Source organism: uncultured Prevotella sp. (assembly GCF_946407605.1).
In the GTDB taxonomy this organism is placed as follows: Bacteria; Bacteroidota; Bacteroidia; order Bacteroidales; family Bacteroidaceae; genus Prevotella.
In genome coordinates, this window is the sequence record NZ_CAMJOS010000049.1 from 1 (window position 1) to 12,878 (window position 12,878).

The following is a 12,878-nucleotide window of genomic DNA, read 5'->3' on the forward strand; positions in this document are numbered from 1 at the left end:
ATGAAGCACATCTTCGACAGTTCGCCCAACAACTACTTGCTGAATACTCGCATCAACTATGCCAAGCGTCTGCTTTCAGAGTCCAGCACACGCGTCTCAGATGTGGCCTACCGTTGCGGTTTTTCCGATCCTAAATATTTTAGCCGCTGCTTCAAGAAACTGACAGGTATGCTACCAAAAGAATATGTTGAGAGCATCAAAAAGGATGACCTATAGGCCATCCTTGATTGTTGCAAACAAGTGCGTAAGCATAATGGAAATATTTATTTGCAGGTAAACGTATAAGATTGCCCTACCTGTGTGCTGATATCATAGATAAAGGTGGATTGCAAATCTGTCTTTATCAGTTTAGAAGTATCTTTCACTACGGGCTTGGGAATGTCGTAAACCAGCATCAGCGGATTGGAATTGGCCCCCTTTGCCGTTTTCAGTCCTTTGCCCTTTAGCTTAACGACAGAGCGCAGACGTAGGTTGCCGCCTATGGTAGAACGGATAGTCACTGATTGCAACTTGCCGTTACGCCACACCATTCTTTCTATTTCAAAGCCACCGCGTGTCTTCAGCCCCGTTACCTCACCATCTGGCCACACGTCGGGTAAGGCAGGGAGCAGGTGTACGCTACCGTCATAGCTCTGTACCAGCATCTCAGCCATACCAGCACAACAGCCAAAGTTGCCATCAATCTGGAAGGGTGGGTGTGAGTCGAACATGTTGGCGTATGTGCCACCGTCTTGATCCTTAATAGTAGCGTATGGAGACTTTAGCTTCAACTGATTTTCGATAAGTTTATAGGCATGGTTACCATCGAGCAGACGCGCCCACAGACACACCTTCCAACCCATCGACCAACCGCGTGAGGCATCACCACGTCCGATGAGTGACTTACGTACGGCAGCAGTAGCTACCGGATTCTCGTAAGGTGACACCTGACGTCCAGGATAGGCACACCACAGATGTGATACATGACGATGGCCCGACTTTTCAAGATCCCAGTCTTCAAGCCACTCCTGCAGTTGTCCGTACTTTCCCACCATCATGGGCGGAAGCTGTCGACGGATGGCATCCAAACTATCGGCAAAGGCCTGGTCAATATCCAATGCGTCAGCTGCCAGGCGGGTGTTGTATAGCAGGTCATAAATCATTTGGTTGTCCATCGAGACTCCGGCAAAGACGGCAGGTGCCTGATCGTTGTTGAAAATGTCGTCGTGGTATTTCTTCAGGCCAGGATGGTTCTCTGGTGAATGTGAGGGTGAGGCCACCAGATAGCCTGTCTTCGGCTCACGTACCAGAAAGTCCTGATAGAATCGGCAGGCATCGGCCATCACAGGATAGGCTACCTCACGTAGATAAGCCTTATCGCCCGTATAAAGATAGTGTTCCCACAGGTGCGAACAGAACCATGCATTGCACGTAGGCCAGATAGAGCATGAATGATAGTCCACACTACCCGTTGATCGCCACAGATCGGTATTATGATGCAACGTCCAGCCCCGAGCGCCATACATCTCGCGGGCTGAGCGGCGTCCTGTAACGCTGACATCGCTGACCATCTGTAGGAAAGGCTCATGACACTCAGAAAGATTTGTCACCTCAGCAGGCCAGTAGTTCATCTCCACATTGATATTGGTCGTGTATTTCGAGTCCCACGCAGGATACTGGTCTGCATCGGGATTCCAAATGCCTTGCAAGTTGGCGGGCTGACTGCCCTTCTGCGATGAGGCGATAAGCAGGTAGCGGCCAAATTGGAAATAGGTAGCTGCCAGCCCAGGATCGTTAGTCTCTGAAAACTCACGGATGCGTACATCCGTAGGTTTCTGCTCCTGCTTGGCATTATGCCCCAAATCCAGTGTCACCCGATTGAATTGTTCCTGATAGCGTGCCTTATGCGTTGCCAACGATTGCTGGAAACTTTCCCTTTTGTCACAATATGCGTTTAGCAGTCCAAATGCCTTTGCCTCGGCATCGCCTGTGATATTGTCATAGCGCACAAAGTTGGTGGCCGAACTGATGAGCAGCAAAGTCTCATTGGCACCGCTGACACTCACCTTGCCGTCTTTGCCCGTCACGCTGCCACCTATAGGAATCACCTTGATATACGTAATGCAGTGCAAACCGTTGGGCACGTTTTCTGCATTTGTTGCCGTGGGGCGACTGAACACGCGCAGCATGTCCTTGGCGGCATTGCTGACAGTAGCCGTCACGCGCTGCTTTTTCAATGGTCCGACGAAGGATACATCGAAACTGAGCGCACCTTTTCTGTCGGCTTTCAGATGCACGATGGTGATGTCGTCGGTCAACGATGTAAATACCTCTCGCTTGTAGCACGTTCCATCCGATTGCCACGTGGTGGTAGCCACTGCGTCATCGAGACTCAACTGACGGCGATAGTTAGAGGTGAGAGGTGAGTCGTGAGAGGTTAGAATCAGGTTGCCCACCGATTCATACATCATACCGTGCCCCGTAATACTGCGGTCTGCTGTAATGTTGTGCATGGCCAGATACTGAGCCCGCTGGTAGTCACCGCGATCTAATGCGGCACGAATTTCCGATAGTACAGTCAATGCTTTGGGATTGACATTATTATAAGGCGACCCGCTCCAGAAGGTGTCCTCGTTCAATTGGATGGTGTCGTTCGCCACGCCACCATACTCCATGGCTCCCAAACGTCCATTACCCAAAGGCAGAGCTTCCACCCAATGCTGTGCCGGGCGGTCATACCACAGCACATGGTTTTGTGGAAAGAAAGGTAATGCCCATGCGGACATGAGCATTACCAATGTTAGCCTGACGTTTACAATTTTCATGACTACTAATTTTTTATAACTTTCTTTGTAAACAGATTGCCGTCTGCTGTCCTCGTACAGACAATATTCAGGCCACGGGCAGGCGTCTTAAGCTGAACGCCCTGAAGATTGTAGTACTGGCTGTTGGCTGTTGGCTGTTGGCCTTTAGCAACGGCATGTACCCCCGTGGTGGTGCTGACGGTGGCAGGCTGACTCAGACTACCGTATTCATTAACGGCTTTGACGCTATACTGGCTGCTTTGTCCGTCGGTAGTGAACGAGTTGTCCTTGGTGAAACCAACCACCTTGTCGTTCTGGTCGATGATGACATAGCAGATGGCATACTCACTTGGCGTCCATGTGAGGGTGCGGTCGGCTGCACCATACTTCAAGTTGGCGGGAGCATCGACGGGTTCGAAGAACTTACGTGGATTCCAGTCGTCATTGCCTGAGGTTACGGCCTCATAAGTATACTTGGCAGCTTCTTCGGCACTAAGTACGGCCTGACGGGTGACAGGACTAGTCTCACCGGCAGTCAGTTTATCCTCGTCAACCTTATAAGTGGTGCGGCGGTTGTTCAGGTCAACGGGATTGCCGTCGGCATCCATCGTGTTATATTCGGCAAAGAGCTTCGGGGCGATATGCCACTCGCTCCATCCCTCAGTGGCCAGCGTAGTTTTCAGCGTGGTATTGATCCATACGGCCTGCGGCTGGTTCTGCCATGCACGGCCCAGTTTGTTGCTGCCACCCTTGCCGTCGATGGTATTGTTTACCATGACGTAGCCCCACGGGGTGCCTGCCGGATGGCTGGGAGCGACAATGACGCTACCCTCACGGGCCAGACGGAAGGTGGAGTTTTCGATGTAGTTGTTGCCGGCACCATAGTAGAAATCGACGGCACCCTCGATGAGACAGTTGTTCACATACTGGCGCACTGTGGTGCTGCGCACGTCAGTGTACCAAGTGTCCTGATAGGAACGGAACTGACAGTTGTTGAAGGCTTGGCGGTCGTTGCGACTGCTCATGGCCAGCCCCATTGGACCAGCCTGTTTCTCTACGCCGTAGCTGTCGATATAGGAGATGTTCTCTGTATAGAAGTCAGTGCTGTTCACCTGTACCACACCCTGTTTACCGTAGGTCTTCGACTGGGGGTTATTGGTAGAGTACTCCCAGCCTATGTCTGACGAACTGCCGTTGTTGATCCAATAGCAGATGGTGGTATTCTCCTTGTCCTGACCGATGAGGTGGATAAATGGCTTGTTCTCAGGAATGGTCACTAACTCTTCGTACTTTCCGTTCTTGACGAAGATGAGCCATGGGGCGATACGGTTTGTGGGAGCCTTGTCGATAGCCTCTTGAATAGTCTTGTAGTCACCAGTGCCGTCAGTAGCCACTATAGCGTCGAACAGTTTGGCAGTAGGTGTGGGACGTTCCATAACGGTGAAGTTGATGTCGCGGGCAGGGAAGGCATTGCCACTAAGGTCAGTGATGGCGTTGGTGCCAATGCTGAGCGTATATGGCTGGCCATACTGAAGTCCGTGGTAGGCATAGGTGACGCTCTTCGAACCGAACGAGCCCGTTAGCGTCTCGCCATTTAAGGTGACACTGCCTGTACCGGCCTTGACACGTTCGTTGAAGCTGAGCACGATGTTGCCGCGTGCCGAAGCACCTGTGCTGCCATCAGCGGGCGAACAGCTGACGAGTTGCGGCACATCCTTGTCGTCCACGGCATTCTGGTCGGCCAAAATGATGACATCTGCAAGATAGAAGCCCTCCGTACCCGAATGGTTACCACCGTCGAAGAAGTCGCTGGTCTCGTCCTCTATCCAGCGGATATATACCATGCCGTCGATGGCCTTGGTGTCTAACTCGCAGTCGAAGTTGACCCAGTCGCTGTTGGGGTTTTCCTCAAGGGTCAGCATCTTGATAGTCTCAAAGCCCTCGGTACTGCTGGTGGTGCTGAGCTGCAACAGCTGGCGCTGGCGCACGCAACTGTTATTAGCAGCTACCAGACTATGTATTTTGATTTTGTCATAATCTCTCACGCTGAACGAAGCCACGAAAGCACGAGGAATCTGTTCCGACTTACTCCAGTCGGTATAGCGGCGGGCTGCCCAAAATTCTCTGCTGCCAAATGAGGCCTTGCCGCCACCCCAGTTGGTGCTGGCGCAGTCGGGACCCTGATAGAACTGCATGACACCCGTGTTGTCAGTGGTGAAGGCATAGTCGGCTGGACGGTTGCCACGTGCCGAGTTTTTGTCGTTGTTGAAGTCCCAAGCCACGATAAAGGGAATGACGTCAAACGAAGCCGTCACCTCGGTATTGCCGTTGACAGTGACAACACGGGTCAGTTCAGCACTGTTGTCCTCCCACGTCAAGAAGTTGGTCACCATATTGGGCACTACCGTCAGTGTTACCTCTGTACCAGCATCATACTTGCCGTTGACGGGTTCGGGCGACAACGTAATCTCGCCCCATTTGGCACCGTCGCCAGCCTTGTTGACAGTCAGCGTATAGGTTTCTATGGTGTCGAAGACGGCAGTGACCGATGTGTTGCCGGTAATGGTAGCAGTGTAGGTAGGCGTTGCTGCCAGCTTTTTGCCGCCAGCGTCCTGCCACTCCTTAAGTTTATGACCAGAGAATCCCATTCCTGTATAGCTGATTTCGGTGCCATTGACGGCAGCATCGCCGACGGGCGACATAGCCACATAACCTGCACCGAGAGGTGTGGCTGTGGTGGTGAGTGTATAAACTGCGTCGCTACCCAGCGTCTCGCCAGTCACTTTGAAACTGTTCAGGTACATATCGCCCGTAGCACCGGCATCATAGCCGATGAGGGCACGCACCTTTACATTAGCCTTGCCATCGACCGCCAGCAAGGCCTTGGTCTCGTTGAAATTGCTCCAGCTGCTACCTGTTGTATTCTGGATGCTTGATGGCATCCATGTTGTGCCGTCATCGGTTGAAACCAGCACATAGACGGGCAACGTCTTGCTGTTATTGCCCGACATGCGGCAGGAGAACTGCAGATTCTTGTAGCCTGCAGCGGACAGTTCCACCTCAGCATAGTTGTAGTGCTGGGTGGCATCGGTGATGTTGCTGATAATCTGCGGTGCTGCAGTGTACATACGCAGTGCACCGTTGTTGTAGTTGGAGATATACCACTTCTTGTTGCCGTCGTTGGACCAAATGGTCAGCGTTCCTGTGGTGACAGTTCCCGATGTGGGATAGAAGAAAGGCTGCTGGGTGGAGAACGTGTACTCCATATTCTTCTTCTCGGCAGCCGATGCCGTGTAGTACGTCTTGTTACCATCGCTAGCGGTCTGGGTGTACTTCACGTCATTCGTAAAGTCCCATGCGGCCAGCGTCACCTGTTCGGCATGTACCTGAACGGTGCTGCAGAAGCCAAAAGCTAATAGCCAAAAGCTAATGACCAATTTGAATTGTAGATAGTGTTTCATTGTAGTTTTGTTTAAAAAATGCTGTTATTGATTGATGTATTTTCGTGTCGAAGTCTGTCCGTTGCTGTAGGTTGTATGCTCTATGACCATGCCGTGATATTCGCCAGTCACCTGGCGACCGCTGAGGTTATAATAGTCCGTTCGAACGACGATGGCATTGCTCGTCAAGTTGTTGATACCCGAGGGGGGCAGGTCAATGCCAACCACCGCAGGGTAATAGTCCTCGAAAGGTTCGTCGGCCATGGCATTACCGGCTTTCATGATATCCTCCACGAGCCAGTTGCAATACACTTCTATGTTCGTGTACCAACCCTTGCTGTCGATGGTGTACTTCACGGCATCCGAGGCATCGTTGGGATTGAGTCCGTTGGCCGTCTCCCATGCGTCGGGCATACCATCGTTGTCCATATCCGTCAACCGTTCGCCGCCTTGGTATTCCGGCCATCCGCCCACATCGCTGGGCGTATCAATGATGCCGTTACGTCCGCTCTTGCTGCCTTTATAGGTAGTAACTCCAGTACGGGCTTCGCGTACGATGCGGCGGTCGATGGTGTCGCGCTTCAGCGAACAGCCGCCATAGCTGAGCACCTGATTGTAGGCTTGCTCAGCCGAGTGTGTCGTCACGTTGCCGTAAGGATACAGCGTGTCGCTCTTGCATTTCGACACAGGGTCGAGCGTGTTGTTGCGGATGCCGTTCCAGTCCCAGTTGGCACCCTTGCCCACATAGTAGTTGCCCTTGATGTAGAACACACCATGTGCATTCGGCTCGTTGCCGCTGTTGCCAGCATCCTTGTCCATTGCCATGAACTCGCCCGATTTGAGGGTAGAACCAGGGCCTGGTTTATAGTAGTTGTTGACGATGTTGTACGAGCCGCCCTCGGCACCATAGCCCACCTTGCCGCCCCAGTTGTAGAACACGCAGTTGCGCATATCCACAATCTCAGACTCTACGGGCAGATTGACGCGATAAGCCTGACCGCTGCCGCTGAAACGCGGATTGCGTGAGTCGTGGTGGGCTAACAGGTTGTGATGGAATGATGCACTCTCGCCGCCCCATATGCCTCCATAGCCGTGGGCACCTTTCGAGTGGCCAGACTCGCGCAGACTTTCCGTCACGAAGCACCATTGTAGAGTGAAGTTTTGGTTCACATAGAACGAGCAGGCCTCGTCTGTGCTCCAACTTGAGGAGCAGTGGTCAACGATAATGTTCTTCTTAAACCGCCCGCCCATGGCATCCTTGCCGTCGCTGGCCTCCGTCTTGTCGCCGGGCCTCACGCGCAGGAACCTTATAATAATATTATCGGCAGCCGTCGTCAGATTAAAGCCACTCAGACAGATACCGTCACCAGGTGCCGTCTGTCCCATGATGGTCACATCGCCACGACCGACCTTCAGCTCCGACTCCAGTTCGATGGTGCCGCCCACGTCGAAAACAATAATCCTCTTGCCGCTTTGGTTCAGTGCCCACCGCAAAGAACCTGTTCCAGAGTCATTCAGGTTAGTGACGTGGATGACCTTTCCACCACGGCCCCCAGTTGTATAGCGTCCAAAGCCCTCGGCACCAGGAAAGGCAGCGGGTAAGTTAGAGGCATCGGAACTTGTTTCGATGCCCGAGCGTGAGTAGCCTCGACCGGAGGTCAAGGCAGGTGCCTGTTGTGCCATGACAAGCATTCCAAAGGATAAAAATACTAGAAGTGTAAAAAAATTCTTCATACTCGTTGATTGACTGTTTAAAAACGTCACAAAAGTATGAACAAATCTTTATTCTGAGGTGGAAGTTCGTCGTAAAAAGGATGAAAATAGTCTGCAATAGGATATTATAGTACTATTTTCCCCCTTTTTGTATGATAATGGTGTCCCCCACCATGTCAAGGGGATACTTTAGTTGCTTAACAGTTCGCGGGCTTTCTCGATGATGAGGTCTATTCCTTGCGCTGTGGCCTCGTCAGTCAGAGCTATAGGGATGTCGGGATCGATACCGAATTCGGTATGATGCTTGTTGCGGTCGTACATGGGACAGGCTGAGAAGCGGATGCTCCAGCCGTTGGGCAGCGAATTGGACATGGGCAGTCCTGAACCGCCTCCTGTGCGGTCGCCTACCAGTTTGACGTTAGGCAGGGCGTGCATCATGACGGCAAAGTCGTTGGCAGCACTGAACACGCTTCTGTTGGTTAGCACGCAGACGGGCTTGTGCCAGCGTATCTTGCTGGATGGCTCCAGATAGCGGGCTTCGAGTGGTGAAAAGTCGCTGTGGCCTTTGCCGGTCTTGTGCTGCAGATAGCTGACCAACGTTTTCTCCTGTACGAAGCGGCCTGCCAGTATCTCGGCAGTGGTCAGGTTGCCACCGCCGTTATTGCGGATGTCGATAATGAGACCACGACACAGTGCCATATATGAGAGAGCATCGTCGAGTCCGCTCTCGCCAACAGGAACCTGGAATGAATCGTAGCGAATAAATCCAATGTTATCGTCGAGGATGCGATAGCTCATGCCACCGCTAATCTTATAATCCGTACCCAGATAGTGGCGTTCCAGCGTGTCGCTGAAGTTCTGCGGATAGGCCTCGTGCCACGCCCAGTAGCGTCCCATGTCGTAGGAGGTGTATAGGTTGACGTGGCCGTCGCGCAACTCTGCCAGCATGTCTCTCAACACCTCGAAGAGTTGCGTGTCGTTGAGTTTGTCGTTCACACGTATCTTATATTTATTATAGACCTCGTTCCAGTCAAGTCCATACTCATGCTGTTTGTAGTCGAAGAAACAGTAGTGCTCGTCGATAATCTCCCACAGAGCCTCGAAGTTGCCTGTCGGGGAGTCGTCGTGCTCCGTTTCATCTACGCATGATGCGAGCATCATGCTAAATAAAAAATAAAAAATAAAAAATAAAGAACTACCCCACGGCTTAAACAGCGACAGTCTTATTCTCATGTTTCGTTTCATTTGTTATTTCTTATTTGTTATTTAATATTTTTTATTTAGACCGCAGGTCGCAATCGAGAATTGTTTGGTGAATCCTATCAGCAGGCGATGGGTATAGACATGCTGGCGCAGGTTGTTGACCTTGGCCTGCTGCATATTGCCTAAGTAGCCGATACGTAAGGCTGCCGACTTCCGCAGGTGGACGTCGAGGGTCAGCATCTGGCGCCATTCTGGTGCTGAGACGAAGGTGGTGGGTACAACATTATGGTCGTAGTTGCCTAACGAGAAGATTTCGTAGTACGACTGTCCGTAGTTGGGCGAGAACATGATGCCACACAGGGGGAGTGACACTTCGTAGCGGGCTGTAAACGGTTTGTTCCACAGGTTGAACTTATAGGTGGCGACACCTGTAGGCATGATGTTCAGATGGACACGGGCCTGAGCAGGGTTGTTGCCGTTGCTGGTGTTATAGATAACCCCCAGCGAGGCATTCACCAATCCACCAGCCTGCAGTTTCAGGCTGTTATCGAACAATTGCCAACTGTACAGTTTGCCCCAGTAGAAATTGTATGCACCCTCCAACTCCTTTTGCGTCTTAGCGCGGTCCTTGGTTGTCGAGAGGTTGGCTTCGTGTTCCATCAGCGTGCTCCAACGCTTCTCAGGGCGTTGGCGTTCGATAGTGGTAACGAATGATATGCCATTGCCCTTGAAGTGCTCGGCAGAGAGGTAGGTGTCCAGAATGTTGGTGCGGCCAAAGCCGAGCATGGTGCTGCGGGTAATGACCTTCTGCGAGTCGGCAGGCTGCGCCAGAAGCGCAGTGCACGCAACAAGCGCAAGGAGCAGGGCTTTAATTCTAATCATCAGGGAATAGGCTTAGTTGTCCTGTTAATTCGTCGAACACCTGTTGCTGGCTCTTGCCGGCGTCAGGGTCCAGATTCTCTTCTTCCTCATCCTCGGCATTTAAGTCCTCGGGACTTGGTGGATCAGGGAAACGCAGGGGCTCTAACTCTACGATAGATTCCACCTGGAACGTCGTCAGTCGCTTACCCTTGGCCTTATAGCCCTTGACGCTGATGAACTGTTCGACGTCAATCTCTTCGGAACCACGATAGGCATCGTTGCCACCGTAGGTTATCTGCAAGCGCGGGTAGACGGTGTCCGTCAGCAGTATCTGTTGCGAGTTCAGGTTTTCGCCAATGTAGTTCTGCTTGCGCTTCGTGGCCTCCATCAGGAATCGCTTCACGTAAGGATAGCCTTGGTTGTCGGCATCGTACAGTACACAACTCCACACCTTGTCGGCTTCGTATTTCTCCAGACGGTCGATGTTGTCCTCGAAGTGTACGTTGGAGTCGAACCCTGAGAGGTAGTAGTCGCCATTCTTCAGGATGACCAGTATCTGGTCGCCGTCGTTGAATTCGCCTAACAGGCGTCCGTGCTCGTCGTAGTTCAGACGGTTCACGTCTGGATCGTACCACACCTTACGACCGCCCAGCGTGGAGTGGCCGTGACTCTTCAGACCGATGCGGTGTACCTGAAACTTGGTCAGCAGGTTGCCCTTTGCCGCACGTCCCTTAATTAAAACCTCCGAAAAATCCTTGTCGAAGAAGATGCGCTTCAGCTTGGGTGCCGGGTCGAGCGTTACCTTGATGACTTCTGCCTCGCCGTTGGGGTTGGCTGTGAAGTAGAGCACACGCGACCCCTCCGTACCTGCTGTGATGTCGTATTCGCGGTCACGCGTAACACTCGACACGTTGAAGCGCTTGATGTAGTAGTAGCCCTTGCGTCCGTCGCGATATACGGCATTGTAGATGGTGCGCTGGTCGTTTTTCTTGAACACGCCCAACCAAATGACGTTCTTGCCAACAAATAGCTTGTCGGCCACGCGAACCACCTTGAACTTACCATCTTTATAGAAAATGATGATATCGTCGATGTCCGAGCAGTTGCAGACAAATTCGTCCTTCTTCAGACCTGTTCCAATGAAACCGTCCTGACGGTTGATGTACAGCTTTTGGTTGGCCTCGACCACCTTTGTAGCCTCGATAGTGTCGAAGTTGCGTATTTCCGTTAGTCGCGGATGGTCCTTGCCGTACTTGTCCTTCAGGAACTGGAACCACTGGGCTGTCACCTCCACGAGGTTTGCCAGGTCGCGGTCTATCTCCTCAATCTCTGCCTTGATGCGGGCCATCAGTTCGTCGGCCTTATCCTTATTAAATTTAAGGATGCGCTGCATCTTGATTTCCAGCAGCTTCAGGATGTCGTCCTTGGTCACCTCGCGCACCATCTGCGGATAGTAGGGCGTCAAGCGCTCGTCGATATGTTCACAGACGGCATCGATGGTGGGTGCCTGCTCGAATTTCTTGTCCTTATAGATGCGCTCTTCGATGAATATCTTTTCTAATGAGCAGAAGTGCAACTGTTCCATGAGTTCGCCCTTGCGGATTTCCAGCTCTTGGCGAATCAGCTCCTTCGTACGGTCTGTCGAGTGACGCAGCACGTCGCTGATGGTCAGGAACTGCGGCTTGTTGTCCTCGATGACACAGCAGTTGGGCGATATGTTGATTTCGCAGTCAGAGAAGGCATAGAGGGCGTCGAGTGTCTTGTCGCTCGACACGCCTGGAGCCAACTGTACCTGTATCTCTACCTTCGCAGCTGTTAGGTCTTCCACGTGGCGGGCTTTGATCTTGCCTTTCTCGATGGCCTTCAGAATGGAGTCGATGACAGTTTCTGTGGTCTTCGAGAACGGAATCTCGCGAATGACCAGCGTCTTGGGGTCCAGCTTCTCTATCTTGGCACGTACCTTGATTACGCCGCCACGCTGTCCGTCGTTATATTTTGATACGTCTATGGAACCACCCGTGGGGAAGTCGGGATACAGATGGAACTCCTCGCCATGCAGGTAGCTGATGGCTGCGTCGCATATCTCCACAAAGTTATGGGGCAGAATCTTTGAGCTTAAGCCTACGGCGATACCCTCAGCGCCCTGAGCCAGCAAGAGCGGATACTTGACGGGTAGGGTAATGGGCTCCTTGTTGCGTCCGTCGTACGACATCTGCCACTCTGTGGTCTTAGGGTTGAAGACACAATCAAGAGCAAATTTAGACAGGCGTGCCTCGATGTAACGGGGGGCTGCTGCACGGTTGCCCGTCAGGATGTTACCCCAGTTTCCCTGTGTGTCGATGAGCAAGTCCTTCTGGCCCATCTGCACCAGTGCGTCGCCAATGGAGGCGTCGCCGTGAGGGTGGAACTGCATGGTATGACCTACGATGTTTGCCACCTTGTTGTAACGTCCGTCGTCCATACGCTTCATCGAGTGCAGAATGCGGCGTTGCACTGGCTTCAGTCCGTCCTCGATATGTGGTACAGCACGCTCCAGGATTACATACGAGGCATAGTCTAGGAACCAACTTTGGTACATACCGCTCAGGTGATGAACGGCAGCTGCGTCGAATCGGTTCACGGGCTTGTAGTCCGAGTGTCCTTCGGTACCGTCGTCCAGCATTGCGCCTTCCTGTTCCTCTGAAGCGTCTTGCTCCAAGATCTCATCGTCCTTAATTTCGTCGTCCATAAATGGTTATAGTTTTTAATTTTCCTGCAAAAATACACAAAAAATGCGAGAAAGCCAAATTATTTCCTTTTTTTCTGAGTATATAACGCTTCGACGGCCGCTGCAAGTTCATTGCAACGGCCGTCAAAAACATCTTTTACCTTAAATTCT

At 52.1% G+C, this 12,878-nt stretch carries 7 protein-coding genes; 1 reads left to right on the forward strand and 6 read right to left on the reverse strand.

What is annotated here, in order from left to right; translation table 11 throughout:
- On the forward strand, positions 1–216 hold a 216-nt coding region (locus Q0R57_RS13770), incomplete at its 5' end, for a helix-turn-helix transcriptional regulator (protein ID WP_294748903.1).
- Positions 217–263: 47 nt separating this feature from the next.
- Here Q0R57_RS13770 and Q0R57_RS13775 read toward each other — a convergent pair.
- The 6 genes from Q0R57_RS13775 to Q0R57_RS13800 form a co-directional block, all read right to left on the reverse strand.
- On the reverse strand, positions 264–2,804 hold the full coding sequence (locus Q0R57_RS13775; RefSeq protein ID WP_294748905.1) for a glycoside hydrolase family 95 protein: 2,541 nt from the start codon (positions 2,802–2,804) through the stop codon (positions 264–266).
- Positions 2,805–2,809: 5 nt separating this feature from the next.
- The gene (locus Q0R57_RS13780) at positions 2,810–6,244 is read right to left on the reverse strand and encodes a pectinesterase family protein (protein ID WP_294748907.1); all 3,435 of its coding nucleotides are present in this window, start codon (positions 6,242–6,244) and stop codon (positions 2,810–2,812) included.
- A 24-nt stretch (positions 6,245–6,268) separates the two neighbouring features.
- Positions 6,269–7,906 carry a pectate lyase gene (locus Q0R57_RS13785; RefSeq protein WP_294748909.1) on the reverse strand — a complete coding sequence of 546 codons (1,638 nt, stop codon included), beginning with the start codon at positions 7,904–7,906 and terminating at the stop codon, positions 6,269–6,271.
- 219 nt (positions 7,907–8,125) lie between these two features.
- Positions 8,126–9,097, reverse strand: a complete 972-nt coding sequence (locus tag Q0R57_RS13790; protein ID WP_294748912.1) for a S41 family peptidase — start codon at positions 9,095–9,097, stop codon at positions 8,126–8,128.
- Positions 9,098–9,202: 105 nt separating this feature from the next.
- Positions 9,203–10,021, reverse strand: coding sequence for a DUF3316 domain-containing protein (locus tag Q0R57_RS13795; protein ID WP_294748915.1), 819 nt, complete (start codon positions 10,019–10,021; stop codon positions 9,203–9,205).
- The gene (locus tag Q0R57_RS13800) at positions 10,014–12,728 is read right to left on the reverse strand and encodes a DNA gyrase/topoisomerase IV subunit A (protein WP_294748917.1); all 2,715 of its coding nucleotides are present in this window, start codon (positions 12,726–12,728) and stop codon (positions 10,014–10,016) included. Before Q0R57_RS13800 ends, Q0R57_RS13795 begins: the two co-directional genes overlap by 8 nt.
- Positions 12,729–12,878 lie beyond the last annotated feature (150 nt).

Excerpts from the sequence above, each read along its gene's own strand:
- Q0R57_RS13775 (WP_294748905.1), bottom strand. The coding sequence starts at position 2,804 with ATGAAAATTGTAAACGTCAGGCTAACATTGGTAATGCTCATGTCCGCA.
- Q0R57_RS13780 (WP_294748907.1), bottom strand. The coding sequence starts at position 6,244 with ATGAAACACTATCTACAATTCAAATTGGTCATTAGCTTTTGGCTATTA.
- Q0R57_RS13785 (WP_294748909.1), bottom strand. The coding sequence starts at position 7,906 with ATGGCACAACAGGCACCTGCCTTGACCTCCGGTCGAGGCTACTCACGC.
- Q0R57_RS13790 (WP_294748912.1), bottom strand. The coding sequence starts at position 9,097 with ATGATGCTCGCATCATGCGTAGATGAAACGGAGCACGACGACTCCCCG.
- Q0R57_RS13795 (WP_294748915.1), bottom strand. The coding sequence starts at position 10,021 with ATGATTAGAATTAAAGCCCTGCTCCTTGCGCTTGTTGCGTGCACTGCG.
- Q0R57_RS13800 (WP_294748917.1), bottom strand. The coding sequence starts at position 12,728 with ATGGACGACGAAATTAAGGACGATGAGATCTTGGAGCAAGACGCTTCA.